At 53.4% G+C, this 18,417-nt stretch carries 17 protein-coding genes, 1 tRNA gene and 3 pseudogenes; 16 read left to right on the forward strand and 5 right to left on the reverse strand.

Annotated elements, in window-relative coordinates:
- The first annotated feature begins 127 nt into the window (after window positions 1-127).
- The 4 genes and pseudogenes from ABUK12_RS23945 to umuC all read left to right on the forward strand — a co-directional run bounded on the left by ABUK12_RS23945 (window position 128) and on the right by umuC (window position 3,168).
- Window positions 128-412 (forward strand): hypothetical protein, encoded by a 285-nt coding sequence (locus ABUK12_RS23945; RefSeq protein WP_410014158.1) that lies wholly within the window; start codon window positions 128-130, stop codon window positions 410-412.
- A 195-nt stretch (window positions 413-607) separates the two neighbouring features.
- A complete protein-coding gene (locus tag ABUK12_RS23950) occupies window positions 608-1,327 on the forward strand; it encodes a PAS domain-containing protein (RefSeq protein WP_410014159.1) in 720 nt (239 codons plus the stop codon).
- 189 nt (window positions 1,328-1,516) lie between these two features.
- Window positions 1,517-1,899, forward strand: a pseudogene (gene umuD, locus ABUK12_RS23955) (translesion error-prone DNA polymerase V autoproteolytic subunit).
- Window positions 1,900-1,901: 2 nt separating this feature from the next.
- Window positions 1,902-3,168, forward strand: a pseudogene (gene umuC, locus ABUK12_RS23960) (translesion error-prone DNA polymerase V subunit UmuC).
- 28 nt (window positions 3,169-3,196) lie between these two features.
- On the opposite strand, the gene ABUK12_RS23965 reads toward umuC, so the two are convergent.
- From ABUK12_RS23965 to ABUK12_RS23980, 4 genes are all read right to left on the reverse strand, one after another.
- Window positions 3,197-3,697, reverse strand: a complete 501-nt coding sequence (locus tag ABUK12_RS23965; protein WP_410014160.1) for a contact-dependent growth inhibition system immunity protein — start codon at window positions 3,695-3,697, stop codon at window positions 3,197-3,199.
- Window positions 3,697-6,432, reverse strand: a complete 2,736-nt coding sequence (locus ABUK12_RS23970) for a hypothetical protein (protein WP_410014161.1) — start codon at window positions 6,430-6,432, stop codon at window positions 3,697-3,699. Before ABUK12_RS23970 ends, ABUK12_RS23965 begins: the two co-directional genes overlap by 1 nt.
- 653 nt (window positions 6,433-7,085) lie before the next feature.
- Window positions 7,086-7,160, reverse strand: a tRNA-Arg gene (locus ABUK12_RS23975).
- Window positions 7,161-7,309: 149 nt separating this feature from the next.
- Window positions 7,310-8,251, reverse strand: a complete 942-nt coding sequence (locus ABUK12_RS23980) for a formate/nitrite transporter family protein (protein ID WP_410014162.1) — start codon at window positions 8,249-8,251, stop codon at window positions 7,310-7,312.
- Window positions 8,252-8,550: 299 nt separating this feature from the next.
- On the opposite strand from ABUK12_RS23980, the gene ccmA reads away from it, so the two are divergent.
- The 12 genes and pseudogenes from ccmA to sixA all read left to right on the forward strand — a co-directional run bounded on the left by ccmA (window position 8,551) and on the right by sixA (window position 17,858).
- Window positions 8,551-9,198, forward strand: coding sequence for a cytochrome c biogenesis heme-transporting ATPase CcmA (gene ccmA / locus ABUK12_RS23985; protein WP_410014163.1), 648 nt, complete (start codon window positions 8,551-8,553; stop codon window positions 9,196-9,198).
- Window positions 9,186-9,845, forward strand: a complete 660-nt coding sequence (gene ccmB, locus ABUK12_RS23990; RefSeq protein WP_410014164.1) for a heme exporter protein CcmB — start codon at window positions 9,186-9,188, stop codon at window positions 9,843-9,845. The genes ccmA and ccmB overlap by 13 nt, the downstream gene beginning before the upstream one ends.
- Before the next feature lie 60 nt (window positions 9,846-9,905).
- Window positions 9,906-10,643 (forward strand): heme ABC transporter permease, encoded by a 738-nt coding sequence (locus tag ABUK12_RS23995; protein ID WP_410014165.1) that lies wholly within the window; start codon window positions 9,906-9,908, stop codon window positions 10,641-10,643.
- Window positions 10,640-10,873: a heme exporter protein CcmD gene (gene ccmD / locus ABUK12_RS24000; protein WP_410014166.1), complete on the forward strand. Its 234-nt coding sequence runs from the start codon at window positions 10,640-10,642 to the stop codon at window positions 10,871-10,873. Before ABUK12_RS23995 ends, ccmD begins: the two co-directional genes overlap by 4 nt.
- Window positions 10,870-11,319 (forward strand): annotated as a pseudogene (gene ccmE, locus ABUK12_RS24005) (cytochrome c maturation protein CcmE); the annotation flags it as partial. The gene ccmD and the pseudogene ccmE, both read left to right, overlap by 4 nt.
- 140 nt (window positions 11,320-11,459) lie before the next feature.
- Window positions 11,460-13,427 (forward strand): heme lyase CcmF/NrfE family subunit, encoded by a 1,968-nt coding sequence (locus ABUK12_RS24010; RefSeq protein WP_410014167.1) that lies wholly within the window; start codon window positions 11,460-11,462, stop codon window positions 13,425-13,427.
- Complete coding sequence (locus tag ABUK12_RS24015) at window positions 13,424-13,975, forward strand: DsbE family thiol:disulfide interchange protein (protein WP_410014168.1); 552 nt, start codon at window positions 13,424-13,426, stop codon at window positions 13,973-13,975. Before ABUK12_RS24010 ends, ABUK12_RS24015 begins: the two co-directional genes overlap by 4 nt.
- A gap of 8 nt (window positions 13,976-13,983) precedes the next feature.
- Entirely contained in the window at window positions 13,984-14,442 is a 459-nt protein-coding gene (locus tag ABUK12_RS24020) for a cytochrome c-type biogenesis protein (protein WP_410016759.1), read from the forward strand.
- A complete protein-coding gene (gene ccmI / locus ABUK12_RS24025) occupies window positions 14,439-15,653 on the forward strand; it encodes a c-type cytochrome biogenesis protein CcmI (protein WP_410014169.1) in 1,215 nt (404 codons plus the stop codon). Before ABUK12_RS24020 ends, ccmI begins: the two co-directional genes overlap by 4 nt.
- A 34-nt stretch (window positions 15,654-15,687) precedes the next feature.
- Window positions 15,688-16,449, forward strand: coding sequence for a phospholipid-binding lipoprotein MlaA (mlaA, locus tag ABUK12_RS24030; protein WP_410016760.1), 762 nt, complete (start codon window positions 15,688-15,690; stop codon window positions 16,447-16,449).
- A 110-nt stretch (window positions 16,450-16,559) separates the two neighbouring features.
- On the forward strand, window positions 16,560-16,856 hold the full coding sequence (locus ABUK12_RS24035; protein ID WP_410014170.1) for a YfcZ/YiiS family protein: 297 nt from the start codon (window positions 16,560-16,562) through the stop codon (window positions 16,854-16,856).
- 519 nt (window positions 16,857-17,375) lie between these two features.
- Window positions 17,376-17,858 carry a phosphohistidine phosphatase SixA gene (gene sixA, locus ABUK12_RS24040; RefSeq protein ID WP_410014171.1) on the forward strand — a complete coding sequence of 161 codons (483 nt, stop codon included), beginning with the start codon at window positions 17,376-17,378 and terminating at the stop codon, window positions 17,856-17,858.
- Window positions 17,859-17,862: 4 nt separating this feature from the next.
- On the opposite strand, the gene smrB is transcribed toward sixA, so the two are convergent.
- Window positions 17,863-18,393 carry an endonuclease SmrB gene (gene smrB / locus ABUK12_RS24045; RefSeq protein WP_410014172.1) on the reverse strand — a complete coding sequence of 177 codons (531 nt, stop codon included), beginning with the start codon at window positions 18,391-18,393 and terminating at the stop codon, window positions 17,863-17,865.
- Window positions 18,394-18,417: the final 24 nt, after the last annotated feature.

Here is an 18,417-nt window from a genome sequence, read left to right on the forward strand (position 1 = left end):
TATGTTGCAATGTTATGGCGTTCGGTCTCCCGTGACATTAAAGCCAACTTTTCCGATTGAAATATAAGGTGTAACTGTCTGTTGTTATCTGGGCTTCAACAATAAAAACAACTTAAGTGAGGTAACTATGAGTGAACCTAATTTTGCTTATGAAGAAGGTTATTATGGAATTCCCCATGCTCAATTTAACCAGGCATTGCTTGTAGGGGATACTATAGAAGACATTTGTAATGAACTTGGCAGGCTTGGCCACGAATATCTAGGAAGCGATGCCACATTCGCTGCTGATGATTTTTACGGCAGGGTCAGGCGTTGGAATTATACCCCCGACATCAATGCGTGGCGAGAGGAAAACGGAGTTGCTCCTGTGGTGGCGCCGCCTCCGTTTCCATGGACCGAAGATTCTAATTAATTACAGTACAAAAATGATAAGTGTCCCGGCTTAGGCCGGGCCTTCCCTGGCCCTTTAGAGGCACCCACGCACTTTACCTAATTATTAAATATCAATATTATTAAAGTTAGTTTTTACTCTACACTTTAAGACAGTAGTTGTTAACCTCCTGCGGTGATAAAGTCATTTAAATATCATCAATAGGAGTAAGTTATAATGAATAATGATAAATGTAAGAGTAGTATCGTTCCAGAAATAAATATACCGAACTCAATGCGATATGCCTTTGATCAGCTAAAAACTCCTTATGGCATAAGAGATTTGTCCGCAAGATTAATTTACTGTAATCAGGCTGCCGCTGATTTGCTTGGCGCTAAATCACCCGCGGATATTATTGGTAAGTATGATTGTGAAATTGACAATAACCTTTTCGCAGTAGATGGCGTAGTAGATGAATTTGATAACCAATACAAGAGGGTTATAAAAACTCAGGAACAATTTTCAACGTTAGAACTGCATCCTCATGCGGTTGACTACCCCTATATATTTAGGAAGATGCCTTTTTATAATGATAATCATGAGTGTGTTGGTATGTTTGGATATAATATAGAGTTAACGGTATATTCCTTAAATGACTACGTTAAAGGTCATATGCCAGGGTCTTTGCTTCTAAATAAACCGGACGACACATTTACTGAGCGAGAGTGTGAGATAATGTTTTATCGACTGCAAGGATTAAAATCAAAGGAGGCTGCCGAAAGGTTGAATCTTTCATTAAATACATTCAATAATTATATGCAACGGATATATATCAAAGCTCGCGTAACAGATATTGGTGAACTAAGGGAATTCTGTGAAAAACACCATTACAATCGTTATCTTCCCAAGAGATTTTTAACCAGAGAATCAATTAATTTCGGCGACTCAATCATTTAACCAGTCTCATATGTGATCCTAACGCGGTGGTTAAACTAAATCTCCCCACCGCTCAACACCCTACGATTTACCGCCTCACTCGCCCTTCACAATCCACTGGCATCATGCTTATGCTGTACAAAACAACAGTAATGATCCATTTGAGTATGCGAACATGATTTTTATCGGGCCGTTGAACTTGCCGAAGTAATACCCCTCCCTCTTTTTTTGGGGCGGGTGCCCGCTGGCTTCCCCAGTCCAGCCCAAGACTATATTGAAAACCGTATAGATTTAAATCAGTTATGTGTGAGCCATCCAGCCGCTACCTATTTCGTCAGGTGATCGGTGACTCGATGATCGAGGGGTTTATCAACGAGGGCGACATGCTCATTGTAGATAGTGCGCTCACAGCACAGCATGGACAGATTGTCATTGCAGCAGTTGACGGTGAGTTTACTGTCAAACAATTGCAGCTCACCCCTACACCGCACCTGCTGCCTATGAATACGGCTTATCGGGCCATCCCAATCCGTTTAGAGGACAACGTCGAGATATTCGGCGTAGTGACGTTTCTCATTCACTCGGCACCCTGACCATGTTTGCCCTGGCGGATGTGAACTCAATTTATGCATCCTGCGAAACGGTATTTCGTCCAGATCTGAAAGGTAAGCCCGTCATCGTTCTGAGTAACAATGACGGCTGCGTAATAGCGCGTTCGGCTGAAGCTAAAAAGCTTGGTTTCAAAACTGGGAATCCTTTTTTCGAGATTAAGGACATCGTCAGGAAACACCACGTGCATGTGTTTTCCAGTAACTATGCTTTGTATGCTGATATGTCCAACCGGGTTATGCCGACACTCGAAGAGATGGCCCCGTCAGTGGAGATTTACTCAATTGATGAAGCTTTCATGAATTTGTCAGGGGTCAGCAACTGCATGAGCCTGGAGCAGTTTGGCCGCGATGTCAGGGAACGGGTAAAGCAGCGCACTAAGCTCACCGTGGGCGTGGGCATTGCCCCGACCAAAACTCTGGCGAAACTCGCCAACCATACTGCCAAACAGTGGACACAGACAGGCGGAGTGGTAGACCTTTCATCATCGGTCAGGCAACGAAAATTAATGGCCCTGGTGCCTGTAGAGGACGTTTGGGGCATTGGCCGGCGCATATCGAAGAAGCTTAATGCTATGGGGATTTATAACGCTCTCCAGCTGGCAGACAGCCACCCGCCATTTATCCGCAAACATTTCAGCGTTGTGCTGGAGCGCACCGTCCGGGAACTCAATGGCGAATCATGCATGCAGTTGGAGGAGTTTGCACCCACTAAGCAAGAGATAGTCAGTTCGCGATCATTCAGTGGCCGGGCAACCACCTATCAACAGGTAAGGGAGGCTATCTGCGCGTATGCAGAGCGCGCAACTGAGAAACTCAGGGGAACGGCAGTACTGCAAAAAGATATCCGTATTCATCAAGACAAGCCCGTTTGCCGTAGATGGACCCTATCACGGCAATCAGGCGACCGGTAGCCTCACCATCCCGAGTAACGACACCCGCGACATTATCCGCGTCGCCATGGAGTGCCTGGACAGGATTTTCTTGCCAGGAATGCGCTATCAGAAAGCCGGCGTTATGTTGGGGGATTTTTACGGTCTGGGGGTGGCTCAACTGGCGCTATTCGATGAACATAAGCCGCGGGTTAACAGCGAGGCGCTTATGAAGGTCTTGGACGGGATAAACCACTCTGGTATAGGGAAAGTATGGTTTGCGGGGCAGGGAATACAGCAAGCCTGGAGGATGAAGCGCGCATTGCTTTCACCGCGCTACACGACGCAGTATAAAGACTTGCCGGTTGTTAAAGCCAAATAAAAGCCCCGGCATAAGCCGAGGCTGTTTGTCAGCCAATACAGCGGCTGAAGGCTAAACGCAGGGCGGCGCCGATTTCAGCGGGTGAGCTATCGGCGGGGGTACGGACGTAGTCAGACTCTGTTATGCCATCTCCACTCCATGCCTCTAGCTTTACGTGACGGCTAGGTCTGATTGTTATCATTCCATTTATGCAATGTAATGAACAGCTTTTCATGTTTTTGAATAATGCTTTTCGGGACGCGAATTCGAATTTTTCAATTGTTTTGGCTACCCATAAGTTATATTCCTTGTCCATGTCTTGGTGGTTGAAAAAAATGGCATACTCATCTAATTTCAATGTGCGACTTTTAGATAAAGCTATTAATGTACTTTCACCTACTGTTTCTTCACTTGAACTCAATGAAAGGAAAATGGAAGGAACAGTAAAATCTTGTCGAACACGCCCTAAGCCTGAAAGCGTCTCGAGGCATATAAATTTTTCATTGCAAGATGCACTTGCCCAATAATCAACATTTTGTATGAAAGTCATTATTCCACCCTTGTCACCAATACTTTAACGCTTTTACTTTCACCATACGCTATGACACGCTCGATTTGCAACCATTGGGATTCATTTGTTGTGGCGGGAACGGCTAATCTCAATTCTTTTTCTTTTATCATGGAATCTGAAAGAAAATCTTTTCCAAGCTTATATTCTTTAAAATTAGCTGCATCATCAACATATTTTTTTAAGTCTCCGAATATTTTTTGTGGTTTTGCTATTTTAGCTGTCGTTAAAGTATTCATAGTCTTTGCACTGATAGCTGTTCTAGTCGCGGGGTCGTAGAAATCAAATGCTTGGAAATTTTTCGTTAATTTGGAACCTTTTGTGAAATTTGGTTCTAAAAATTTTTCCCACGGCAATCCCTGCTTATCAATAGGATATCCCCATTTAATTCCGGTATCGGCAAGCTTAACAGTAGGGTACCTAGCTAATGTGCGTGCTATCCAAGATTCGGCCTTAGAGGCTATTTTAGCCCCCGCTAAAACCCCGGCCTGTACTGCAACTTTCCCTACTTTTACTGCGCCAACTCCGACAGCCCCCAGCGATGCCACATCAGTGACAAGCTTACCTCCTTCAACGCCTGCCTCAAAATATCCAGCAACACCGCCTCTTTCTTGGGCTGCAACCATTTTGTCGAGATGAGCTACCCATTTATCCTTCATAGCCTCGGATACGTTACCAAGTACGTCACCGCTATTAACGAGCGCTTTAAGTGCGGCATACGTTTCAGAGTAATGCATTCCAGCATGGATTATTCCATTTACGGTGTCGTTCAGCTCAGCGGGGACACCCGCGGCTATTCCACCGGCAAAAGCGAGCGTCTGACTTGCCTCAATCGATGCCCATTTAGCCTGCGTGCCCAGGTCACATACCAATGTCTCACAATTGGTAACTTCATTTTTCTTCAGGGTTTGTTGCTTAGTGTTCAAAAAGCTAAGTTTATTAATCAATGAGTCAACTTTGGCTGATTTTTCTTTGGAATATGCAATGTATTCATCAATTTTACTATTGATATTAGTTATATTTATTAATTCAAGTTCTGATCGTGAAATTATTATTTTTTTATTATTTAGCTCAGTGTGACGCAACTGATCCCATTTTTTAATCAAGCGTTCTTTTGGCTCCGGCTCAAGATCTGAGTTATTAACGTCGTTAATGCAATGATCAAAATGATGATTTATCATTGATAGATGGCTTTGTTGTAATGCAAGTCTCGCATGAGTTTCATTGAGCCATTGTTCAACTTTTTGTGCTTTTTCTTTAAGAGTGAAGATGTTGTTTTTAATTTCAATATCTTTTTGCGTAACTGATAAATGAGAGTAAATTTTAACTCTGAATATATCAATCAAATTTTTGATGCTATCAATTTCATTATTATATAATTTGTTGCGCTCTGCCGCTTCCTCGTGGCGACTCTTAACGGCTCGATGATGGATTTCTTCTGATTCGTATTGTGATTTTATTATTTTTAGCTCGAAATCGCGCTTGGCAACATATCTTTTCAACTGTTCTTCTTTTTCTTTGAAATATACAATGCATTCATTAATTTGATTATGGATATGAGTTATATTGCTTAATTCAAGTTCTGAGCCTGATATTATTATTTTCTTGTTGTTTAGTTCCGTATGACGCAACTCGTCCCATTTTTTAATCAGGCGTTCTTTTGGCTCGGGTTCAAGATCTGAGTTATTTAGGTCGTTAATGCAATGATCAAAATGATGATTTATCATAGATGGGTGGCTTTGTTGTAATGCAAGCCTTGCATGGGTTTCTTTAAGCCATTGTTCAACTTGCTGTGCTTTTTCTTTAAGAGTGATAATGTTGTTTTTTATTTCAATATCTTTTTGCGCAACTGAAGAATGTGAGTCAATTTTAACTCCGAATATATTAACCAAATTTTTAATGCTATGAATTTCTTTATCATATAATTTATAACGCTCTGCCGCTTCCTCGTGGCGACTCTTAACGGCCTGTTGATGGGTTTCCGCAGAATTGTATTGTGATTTGATTATTTCTAGTTCAAAATTACGCCTGTAAGAATATCTTTGTATTTCTTGTTCATTTTTCTGCAATTCAAGCAGTTGCATTTGAAGTTTTTCATTTTCTCTAGCTAATTCCTGCAACCGGTGCTCATCTTCTTGCCTTTGTTTTTCCGCTATTTTCTTTGCTTGCTGAAAAGCTCTAGATTTTCCAAGCAAGTCACCAGCGAGTTGCATAGATGCCATACTTTTTGCCATCTGTGTACGGAATTGTGCCTGTGTGCTTTGTACGCTTGTTGCCACAATAGAGTTAGAAATTTCTCGTTGTTTTGTTAGAGAAACTTGCATTTTGTTATGTAGGTTTGTCTGTAAATTCCTCACTCTCTCCAAGTCGGCGTTCCTGTGATTTAAAGAAATTTTTTGATCTTCAATCAATTTTTTCACTTGTTGCTGATGCGCGTCCAGCTTGGTTGATTCGGTAGCCATTAATTTTAAGTGTGCCAGTTTTGCCTCGATAATATTCTTTTGTGCCTGTTCAATTTGTTCTCTGGCATTTTTATGAATAGGCACAACGTTTTCTATATGTGATAAATTGGCATTTATTTCTTGGAAAACAGCATCAGAGGCGTTATAAACTCCACATAATATACTACTGAACGGTTTTGAACGGTCAAAAGGAATATCTATACAATTTTTTGTTATTGCTGGTGGATTGGCATAAACAGTGAGTATTTCTTCCATACTTTTACCCAGTATTGATTTGTGAATTATTACTTTCGATGCTTAATAGCTTGCACGCTCTTCGAATGCATTGTTTGCTTAAAAACTTAAATTAATCACAATGAGGGTCACAGAAAGATAAATGGTGTGCAGATAGTAAAATTTTTCTAGGGTGAATAAAAAATTATCTGTGGGGTAATAATTACAAGTTATTCGCATTACGGAAGTAGAACAATGGGGGAATACAAATTCATGAAATGAATCGGCGGTTACAGCTCATGATTATCGGTCTATTTGATAATCCCTACTTTGTCGTTGTGAGTATTGCCGATAGCTTGACTGACAGGGTTGAAAGAAAATTTTCAGCCGGTATGGTGAAATCGTGCGCCAGCTCTTCGGCGTTTCCCAGCGTTGTCTTGGGCGATAGCCATTAGAGGCGTACCTCCCGCGTCATCGCTAAGGGATGGCGGTCGTGGATATATACCAGCCCTTTTACTGGCCGCCGTAACGATAATAAAGCCGTCGTCTTGCGGCGCATCAGGGTGAAACCGGCTTATCGCGGCGAAGAAGATCGACTCTTTGCTTGAGTTTCAGGTGGGTTTAGTTCGCATGCAGACGTGACGCGAATCGAGACGGGATTTGTTTAGCTGGAATTATGCGGATTTAGGCGGTGTTGGTGTCCCCGACAGGAATCGAACCTGTAACTAGCCCTTAGGAGGGGCTTGTTATATCCGTTTAACTACGAGGACCCTGTAGCGGGCATGATTATACCCGATTATGCACCGAAAATAAGCACTTAACGGCGCGTTTGCTCATTCCTTCGACAAACGCGGGCAAAAAAAACCGTTTGCCCGCGCGCGGCGCGGCAGTCAGGGCCTCCGCCGCCAGGCCCTGCGTGCTACTCCTCACCGGTATCCACTTTCTGGCGGCGGTTTTTCCGTTGCCCGTCCCGGGCGGCGTCTTTTTTCAGCGCTTCCTTGCGCTGGCGGCTGAGGTCGTTGCGGATCTGCGCATGGCTGAGCAGGGCAAAGATAAAGGTGCCGCCGACGATATTGCCGGCAAGGGTGGGCAGGGCGAACGGATAGATAAAGTGATGCCAGGGGATATCGCCGTTAAAGACCAGGTAGAACACTTCCACCGAACCCACGACAATATGGGTAAGATCGCCAATCCCCACCAGGTAGGTCATCAGGATAATCACCAGGATTTTGGCATTGCCCGCGGAAGGCATCATCCAAACCATGGAGGCGATAATCCAGCCGGCAATAATGCCGTTGGCGAACATATCGCCGGGAGGATTGACCATGATCGCCTGCGATAGGGCGACAAAGGCCTCGCGCGTGGTCGGATTAAAGATCGGCATATGGAGAAAGGCAAACGCCACCACCGCGGTGCCGGCAAGATTGCCCAGCAGCACCACGCCCCACAATCGCAGCAGGATCAGGATATTATGGCCGGTGGGCTTTTGCATAATCGGCAGCACTGCGGTCAGGGTGTTCTCGGTGAACAGCTGCTGGCGCGACATAATGACAATAATAAAACCCAGGGTGTAGCCCAGGTTTTCCAGCAAAAAGCCCGCGGCGCCCTCGGGCAGATGGGCATGCAGGATACCCTTGGCCATCAGCGACGCGCCCATCGACAGGCCGGCGGCCACCGCCGACCACAGCAGCGCCTGGCCGTCGCGTTCCAGCTCCTTTTCACCCTCTTCGCGGATCATTTCATGTATGGCGGCGGCGCGCGAAGGAAGATTCTGTTCTTTCACCTCGATATCGGTATTGGCGTCATGCTCGTCACTCTCCACGGCGACGCCGGGATCATCATGTTTGTTGGTCTCGCTCATCCGCATTCCTCATCCGTGTCCGTCGGGTTATTAATACATTCGCTGTTAATCAATAAGCGTAGCGGTATTTTGTTCCGGCGGCGCTAAAAGAAGTCCGCCGGGTCGGCGGAGTCGCCGGTAGAATTGTCACCAGCGGGGGGCAATACGTAACAAAATTTTAACTTTGCTGGTATTTGTTGCGTTTTATTGATCTAATACAATCCTTCTTGGACCGAAAAAGAATGCAATGGCGATGAACAGCGCTGCGATAGTCGCCTATGCTATGATCGCCATACAATTAATGATGAATTGGGTTTCTGATGCTGGAAGCAAACAACCTGTCCTGTATTCGTGATGATCGCGTGTTGTTTTCCGGATTGAGCTTCCGCATTTCCCCCGGCGACATTGTCCAGGTCGAGGGCGCCAACGGCGCCGGTAAAACCTCTTTACTGCGGATCCTGGCCGGGCTGGCACAGCCGGACGAGGGCCAGGTCAGCTGGCGGCAGCAACCGATTCGCCGCGAGCGCGGGTTGTATCACCGCGAGATGCTTTTTATCGGCCATCTATCCGGGATTAATCTGTCCCTGACGCCGCTGGAAAATCTGGCATTCTTCCAGGCGCTGGGCGGCGGCGGACGCAATGAGGCGGATCTGTGGCGGGCGTTGGAGCATGTGGGGTTGTCGGGATACGAGGACCTGCCCGCGACGGGGTTGTCCGCGGGCCAGCAGCGCCGTATCGCGCTGGCCCGTCTGTGGCTGAGCCCCGCAGCGCTGTGGATCCTGGATGAACCGCTGACCGCCATCGATCAACAAGGCGTGGCGCAGCTGATGTCGTTGTTTGCCGCGCACGCCGACGCGCGGGGCAGCGTGCTGCTGACCACCCATCAGGCGCTGCCGGACACGCATGCGCGGGTGCGCAAAATGGCCCTGGCCGCACGGCAGGGGGAGGCGGCGCCATGTTCTGGCTGATTGTGCGCCGCGAGCTGCGGCTGGCCTTGCGCAACCGCGCCGATATCGTGAATCCGCTGTGGTTTTTCCTGATCGTGATTACGTTATTCCCGCTGGGGGTGGGGCCGGAACCGCAGCTGTTGCGGCGGATCGCGCCGGGCGTCATCTGGGTGGCGGCTCTGCTGGCTTGCCTGCTGTCGCTGGAGCGGTTGTTCCGCGATGATTTTCATGACGGCACGCTTGAGCAGTTGCTGCTGTCGCCGCTGCCGCTGCCGCTGGTGGTAATGGGCAAGATCTGTGCGCATTGGCTGGTCACCGGGTTGCCGCTGCTGTTGCTATCGCCGCTGGTGGCCCTGTTCCTGGCGCTGGACCGCCACACCTGGCAGGCAATGGCGCTGTCGTTATTACTGGGAACGCCCACCCTGAGCCTGATCGGCGCTATCGGCGCCGGCCTGACCCTGGGATTGCGTAAAGGCGGGGTGCTGCTAAGCCTGCTGTTGCTGCCATTATTTATACCGGTACTGATATTTGCCACCGCCGCGCTGGATAACGCCGCGCAGGGGCTGCCCTTTGACGGCTATCTGGCGATCCTCGGCGCCCTGCTGGCGGGAAGCGCGCTGCTGGCGCCTTTCGCCGCCGCCGCCGCGCTGCGCGTGAGTCTGCAATAACCTGCGGCCTGCCGGCAAGAACAGGCCGTGTTATGTATTTTTACTGTGAGCAAAACAATAATGTGGAAGACACTACATTTGTGGGCGAAGCCGGAGCGGCTGTACCAGCTGTGCGGCCGGCTGATACCGGTTCTGGCGCTGGCGAGCGCGGCGACGCTGTTGCTCGGCTGGGGCTGGGGATTCGGTTTCGCCCCGCCGGACTATCAGCAGGGCGATAGTGTCCGCATCATGTATATCCATGTGCCCGCCGCCATGTGGTCCATGGGTATCTATGCCGCGATGGCCGTTGCCGCGTTTATCGGCCTGGTCTGGCAGATGAAGATGGCCGATTTGGCGGCGGCGGCCATGGCGCCGGTGGGGGCGGCGTTTACCTTTATCGCGCTGGTTACCGGCTCCGCCTGGGGCAAACCCATGTGGGGTACCTGGTGGGTATGGGACGCCCGGCTGACCTCGGAGCTGGTATTGCTGTTTCTCTACCTCGGCGTTATGGCGCTGTACAACGCGTTTGAAGATCGGCGCCTGGCCGGGCGCGCCGCCGGCATCCTGATCCTGGTGGGCGTGGTCAATATCCCGATTATTCATTACTCTGTGCAGTGGTGGAATACCCTGCATCAAGGCTCGACCAATATGCAACAAAGCATTGATCCCAGCATGCGCACTCCGCTGCGCTGGGCGATCTTCGGTTATCTGCTGTTTTTCGCCACCCTGACGCTGATGCGTTTACGCAACCTGATATTGCAACAGGACCGCCATCGCCCGTGGGCGGTGGCGCTGGCTGATAAGGCGCGGCGATCGTGAGCCCGGCTTTCACCTCCTGGACGGCGTTTTTCGCCATGGGCGGCTATGGTTTCTACGTCTGGCTGGCGGTAGCGGTTACCCTGGCGTCGCTGGCCGGATTGATAGCCCATACCCTGTGGCGGCGACAACAGCTGCTCGACGCTATCCGCAGGCAGCAGGCGCGCGCCCTGCGTATGCGCCGTGGCGGCGCGCCGGCCGATCCGTCCGCGCGTCGGGGGGATGCCCGATGACGCCGCGCCGTAAAAGCCGTCTTTACCTGGCCGTCGTGATGCTGATGGGCGCCGCGCTGATAGTCACGCTGGTGCTCTACGCGCTCAGTTCCAATATCGATTTGTTTTATACGCCGCGCGAGATCCTCGAGGGCAAGGGCGAGCGGCAGGAGTTGCCGCATATCGGGCAGCGCCTGCGCATCGGCGGCATGGTCATGCCGGGATCGGTAAAGCGCGATGCCCATACCCTGAAGGTCACCTTCAGGATCTATGACGCCGTCGGCTCCGTACCGGTCACCTATGACGGCATTTTGCCGGATCTGTTTCGCGAAGGGCAGGGCGTGGTGGCGCAGGGCGTGCTGGGCGCGGGCAATCTGGTCCAGGCGCGTGAAGTCCTGGCCAAACATGATGAAAACTATACCCCGCCCGAAGTGAAGGATGCGATGAAAACCCATTCTCGGCCCGCCGGTCAACGCGCCATGGCCGAAGGCGCAGTGCAGGCCGGCATGACTGGCCAACCCCAGGACCGGACGCAACGCCTGGCGCGCGGCGAAATACCCTACCCCGGGCAGGATACGGCCCAGGCCGCGCCGTCTAAGGAACAGCCATGATGCCGGAACTCGGTAATTTCCTGCTGTGCCTGGCTATCGGCCTGGCGCTGTTGCTGGCGGTGTATCCGCTCTGGGGCGCCTCGCGGCAGGACGCCAGGCTGATGGCGGTGGCCAGGCCGTTGTCCTACGGTGTGTTTGCGTCCATCGCCGGCGCCTTTGCCTGTCTGGTCTATGCGTTCGTGGTCAATGATTTTTCCGTGGCTTATGTCGTGAATAATTCCAATACCGCGCTGCCGGTGTATTACCGGGTCGCCGCCACCTGGGGCGCCCATGAGGGATCGCTGCTGCTGTGGGTGCTGTTGCTCAGTTGCTGGACGCTGGCGGTGGCGCTGTTCAGCCGCAGCATGCCGGATGAGGCCGTCGCCCGGGTGCTGTCGGTGATGGGCATGATCAACAGCGGATTTCTGGCGTTTATTTTGCTCACGTCCAACCCGTTTGCGCGTACCCTGCCGGATATTCCCATCGACGGGCATGATTTAAACCCGGTGCTGCAGGATATCGGCCTGATTTTTCATCCGCCGCTACTGTATATGGGGTATGTGGGTTTTTCAGTGGCGTTCTCGTTTGCCATCGCCTCGCTGATTGCCGGCCGGCTGGATACCGCCTGGGCCCGCTGGTCCCGTCCCTGGACCCAGGCGGCCTGGATTTTCCTGACGCTGGGCATCGTGCTGGGGTCCGCCTGGGCCTATTATGAACTGGGCTGGGGCGGCTGGTGGTTTTGGGATCCGGTGGAAAACGCCTCGTTTATGCCCTGGCTTGCCGGTACGGCGCTGCTGCACTCTCTGGCGGTGACCGAAAAACGCGGCACCTTCAAATCCTGGACGGTGCTGCTGGCCATCGCCGCCTTTTCCCTGTGCCTGCTGGGGACCTTCCTGGTGCGTTCCGGGGTATTGGTGTCGGTGCATTCGTTTGCCTCGGACCCGGCGCGCGGCATGTTTATCCTGGCGTTCCTGATTCTGGTGATCGGCGGTTCGCTGCTGCTGTACGCCATCAAGGGCGGCAAGGTAAGGAGCCGCGCGCAGCACGAGGTTTTCTCCCGCGAGACCTTCCTGCTGGGCAACAACGTGCTGCTGATGGCCGCGATGCTGGTGGTATTGCTCGGCACGTTGCTGCCGCTTATCCATAAACAGCTTGGCATGGGCAGCATCTCCATCGGCGAGCCTTTTTTCAACAGTATGTTTACCTGGCTGATGGCGCCGTTTGCCCTGTTGCTCGGTATCGGGCCGTTAATCCGCTGGCGCCGGGACGAGGCGAAAACGCTGATTAAACGCCTGGCGCTGGCCATGGCGGCCACGCTGGCGCTTTCCATCCTGCTGCCCCGGCTGATGGGCGATGAGATCGAGGCCATGACGGTGGTGGGTCTGATGATGTCGCTGTGGGTGATTATCCTGACGCTGATGGAGGTGCACGAGCGCGCCACCCATCGCCACCGCTTTATCCGCGGGCTGGCCCATCTTACCCGTAGCCATTGGGGCATGGTGCTCGGCCATCTTGGCGTGGCGGTGACGGTTATCGGCATCACCTTCAGCCAGAACTATAGCCTGGAGCGCGATGTGCGCATGAAAACCGGCGACAGCGTGGACATCAAGGCGTATCACTTCGTCTTCCGCGCCGTGGAGGATTTGCGCGGTCCTAATTATACCGGCGCCGCGGCGGTGTTTGACGTGACGCGCCATAACCACCCGGAAGCCATGCTCCGGGCGGAAAAGCGCTTTTACAGCGTCAGCCGCACGGTGATGACCGAGGCGGCCATCAGCGGTGGGTTGACCCGCGACTTATATGCCGCGCTGGGCGAGGAGATGGATGACGGCGCCTGGGCGGTCAGGCTCTATTATAAACCCTTTGTCCGCTGGATATGGCTGGGTGGTCTGTTTATGGTGGCCGGCGGCCTGTGCTGCCTGGCCGACCCCCGTTACCGGGCCGACAAAAAAGCCCGCCGGGCCGCACGTCGGGTGCCACTATGAAAAAAAAGCTGCTGTATATTCCGCTGGTGTTGTTCCTGCTGCTGGCCGCCGCATTTATCGTGCAATTGTCACGCAATGCCCATGGCGATGATCCCACGCTGCTGGAATCGGCGCTGATCGGCAAGCCGGTGCCGGATTTCCGGCTGGCGTCCCTTGACGATCCCGCCAGGACCTACGATCGCTCGGTACTGCGCGACGGGCGGCCGATGCTGCTTAACGTCTGGGCCACCTGGTGTCCCACCTGCCGGGCCGAGCACCAGTTCCTCAATACCCTGGCGGCCCAGGGGGTCAGGGTGGTGGGCCTGAATTACAAAGACGATCGCCTCAAAGCGGTTAACTGGCTGAATACGCTGGGTAATCCCTACACGCTGAGCCTGTACGACGGCGACGGCATGCTGGGGCTGGACCTGGGCGTCTATGGCGCGCCGGAAACGTTTCTCATCGACGGCCGGGGGATAATACGCTATCGCCACGCGGGCGATCTGAATGCCGACGTCTGGCGGCGCGAGGTGCTGCCCTTGTACCAGCAATACGCCAAGGGGACATGAGCATGGCGATAAAATGCATTATGTTGTTGCTGTGCCTTTGCCTGGGTTTTAGCGCCGGTGCGGCGATAGATACCCGGCAGTTCAACAGTGTGGCGCAGGAGCAGCAATACCGGGAACTGACCCAGCAACTGCGCTGCCCGAAGTGCCAGAACAACAGTATCGCCGACTCCAATGCGATTATTGCCGCCGATATGCGCGCCAAGGTCTATCAGCTGATGATGCAGGGCAGGAGCAAGGAGCAGATCATCGCTTACATGGTGGCGCGCTACGGTAATTTCGTGACTTATGTGCCGCCCCTTAATCCACTGACGATTTTTTTGTGGCTCGGGCCGCTCGCGGTGGTGATCGCCGGCGGTTTGACCGTGGTGCTGCGCGCGTCGCGGCGTGGCGGACGCAGTCCGCTATCCAGCGAGGAACGGCAGCGTCTGGCGCGGTTGCTGGAAAAAACCAATCGGGAACAGCCATGATAATAGCCGGCATGACCTTTACCCTACTGCTGACGATGGCCTGCGCGCTGTTTGTGCTGCCGGCGCTGCGCTACCGCCGGCAAGGCGGCGCGATAACCCGCGACAGCCTGAACCAGGCGTTTTTTACGCACCGGCTGGATGAACTGGCCCAGGATGAGGCGCAGGGCGTGGTGGCTGAGCGTACCCTGCATATTGAGGAGCTGCAGCAAAACCTGTTGTCGGATATCCCCGTGGCGCCGGCGCCGGCCAGACCGCCGCTGGGCGCGTGGGTCCTGATCCCGGGCGCGGCGGCTCTGGTGCTGGTTACCCTGGCGTTTTACGCCTGGACCGGCGGCGCGTTCCAGGTATGGCGCTGGCAGCAGACGGTGGCGGAGATGCCGGCGCTGCGGGCGCGCATTATGGACCCGCATGCCAGCCCGCTGTCGGCGCAGGAGCTGGCGCGGTTTGCGGTCGGGCTGCGCGCCTCGCTGCGCGAACATCCGCAACAGACCCAGGATTGGCTGATCCTCGGGCGCATCGGCGTGGTAATGAATGATGCGGCCATGGCCACCCAGGCGTTTGAACGCGCCCATCGTCTGGCCCCGGACGATGACGCGATTACGCTCGATTACGCCGGGGTATTGACCCGGTCCGCCGACGCGGGCGACAACCAGGAAGGCGACAGCCTGCTGCGCGCGCTGCTCAAACGGCAGCCGGGCAACATCACGGCGCTTAACCTGCTGGCGGTCGGCCTGTATCAACAAGGCGACTACGCGCAGGCGATAAGCCTGTGGCGCCAGGTATTGACCCTGCTGCCCGCGGGTGATGCCCATAGCGACGCCATCAGGCGCGTGATTAACCAGGCGCGCGCGTTGTCAGGCCAGGAGACGGCGAAACTTACCGTGGATGTTACTTTGGCGCCGGCCCTGGACGATAAACCGCCGGCACAAGGAACGCTGTTTATTTCGGTCACCGACGGAAAAAGTCCGGTACCGGTTGCGGTTAAAACTTTGCCATTGAGCCGCTTTCCGTTATCGTTAACGCTGGATGACAGCAATGCCATGTTGCCGGAGCGTTTGCTTTCCGCCCAGCGACAGGTAAAGGTACGGGTGAGGATTGCCCGTGACGGTGGCGCCGACGCCAGGCCCGGCGACTGGTTTGGCGAGAGCGCGTTGCAGGATTTCAGTGGCACCGGCCGGATCGCCGTGCGCATAGATCAACACATGCCCTAGCGGCCGGCATAACAATAATAAATGGAGTTGAATGATGAATTACCGCCTGTCAGGTTTGGCGCTGGCCAGCGTATTGCTTCTGGGATGCGCCAGCGATAAAACCGATCCGTCTTCACAGCAGCGTTCGGACCCTCTGGAAGGGTTTAACCGTACGATGTTTGATTTTAACTACAATGTCCTGGATCCGTACGTGGTGCGTCCTGTGGCGGTGGCCTGGCGCGATTACGTGCCCAAGCCCGCGCGCAACGGCCTGGGTAATTTTCTGAGCAACCTTGAAGAACCGGCCTCCATGGTCAACTATTTCGCCATCGGCAAGCCCTATGAAGCCATGATCCACTTCAACCGTTTTTTCCTCAATACCCTGTTGGGGATGGGCGGCCTGATCGACGTGGCGTCCATGGCCAATCCCAAGCTGGCTAAGGAACAACCGCGCCGGTTCGGCAGTACCCTTGGCACCTATGGCGTCGGCTACGGTCCTTATGTAGTGCTGCCGGGTTACGGCAGCTTTACCCCGCGCGAGGATCTGGGCGGGGCGGTGGACAACTTCTATCCGGTGTTAAGTTATCTCACCTGGTGGATGTCCGCCGGTAAATGGGTATTCGAAGGCGTGGAAACCCGCGCGCAGCTGCTGGACTCCGACAGCCTGTTGCGCAATTCCGCCGATCCTTATGCGCTGGTGCGCGCCGCCTATTTCCAGCGGCATGATTTCCTGGCCAGCGGCGGCCGGCTGAAACCGCAGGAAAACCCCAACGCCCAGGCGATACAGGGCGATCTGAAGGATATCGATTCGCAATAGCCGGCGGAGCCGGCCCTATCAACGTTGGGTGTACAGGAGTATGATAAGCCGTAGATACTTTTGAACGGCTTATTATTGTCAAACAGGTAAATCCTGTGGAGAAGATTGCAATGACTCACTCTATTAACAAATGCAGTGCTGAAGAAACCGCCGCCTGTTGCTGTGTCGATGTCGGCACTATCATTGATAACGAAGACTGCACGGCGTCGTTCAGCAAGGTGTTTGAACAGCGCCAGGAAGCGGAAGCCATGCTGGCGATGCTGACGGAAAAAGCGCGCGCGGTGGAATCCGATCCCTGCGACATCAGCAGCCGCATCGAACCCGTTAAGGGCGGCGTTGAGCTAAACGCTGATTTTACCTTCAGCTGCCAGGCTGAAACGCTGATTTTCCAGCTCGGTTTGCGTTAATCCGCTCATGACAGGCCCGTGACCGGGCCTGCGTTTGATGACCCATGGGCAAGATTATACCGGCGCCGTAACCCTTTCCGTCCTTGTCGTTATCGCGCCCGGGCGCGCAATTATGGCTTACTTTACCGTGGGCCGGCGCCCGCGGCGTCGTTCCAGACGTCGTGATCCCTGGCGCTACGCTTTATTTTTCGTGCCATCATGCCAATATTAAGCTTATGAGCGGATTGGCCCGTGGCCGCTTGCTGATTTACCGGTTCCGGCCACTCTCCGGGGGATATTCGTAAATATGTTACTTAGCCTGCACCTTTACCGGTAATAGTTGTCATACGCTAATAGCCTCAGTCTGCTGCGGGTTTTTCCCCTATGGAAAAGCCTGGCGGAGGATCAATTAACGTCCATGTGTTGACTCCATGGCGGGTATTGATGTAAAAAGCAGCGTTTTATTTACGCGATTTCGAGCGCAAAGGCCCGGTCGTTGCGTTTATCTTTCGCGTTTTTGTCAAACAACAACGGTGCACTATGCAAGTTTTAATTATGCGGCACGGCGACGCTCAGCTCGAAGCGGCCAGTGATGCGGAAAGGCCTCTGACAGTTCGCGGTCGTGATGAATCACGCCTGATGGCATGTTGGTTAAGTACCAGGATCCTCGATACCGATCGTGTGTTGGTCAGTCCTTATCTGCGCGCCCGGCAAACGCTGGACGTGCTGCGTGACGAACTGGTGTTGCCGGACGGCGAGGAAAGCCTGCCCGAACTCACGCCGGGCGGCGACGTCGACCTGGTGTGTTGTTATCTGCAGGCGCTGGCGAATGAAGGTCTGGGATCGGTGCTGATCGTTTCCCATCTGCCGCTGGTGGGCTACCTGGTCGCTGATTTATGCCCCGACGAGCAGGCGCCGATGTTCGCCACCTCGGCGGTGGCCTGCGTCACCCTGGAGGGCGAAAGCGGCCAGGGCAAACTGGAGTGGCAGGTCAGCCCGGCGCAATTGCTGGTGAAAGTCTAAGGCGCTATGCGCTAAGTTCAATCAGGACCAGCAGCGCTGCGTCGCCGCCGAAGTTTTTCGGCGCCTGGTGGAAGCCCAGCACATCGGGGTGCTGGGCCAGCCATAACGGCGTTTGCTGTTTCAGGATATGTTTACCGTGGCCGTGCATGACGCAGGCGCAGTGCACATGTTCCCGCCGGCAGGCGGCAATCAACGCCCCCAGTTCCTCTTTAGCCTGCGCCTGGGTCAGCCCGTGCAGGTCGAGGAACAGCTCGGGGGTATAATCCCCGCGCCGCAGTTTTTTCACCTCATAGGGACTGGCGTCCGGGCGTACATAACGCGCCGGCCCTTCACTGTCCAGCAACGGCTGGAACTCATCGGAAAAATAAAAACTGGCGTCCACCTGTTCCTGCATCAAGCGCCGGGCGGGCAGGACGGCCCTGCTGCGACGCGGCTTGGGGGGCTTGACGGTATCTTGGCGCAACGGGCGCGTACCGGCGATGGATTCCCGGAACAGATGGCGTTCTTCATCGGCCAGTTGGTATCTTTTTTTCATTCCCTGCTCTGCGTTTGCTGCTTT

The organism is Sodalis sp. C49 (genome assembly GCF_046352915.1).
Lineage (GTDB): Bacteria > Pseudomonadota > Gammaproteobacteria > Enterobacterales > Enterobacteriaceae > Acerihabitans.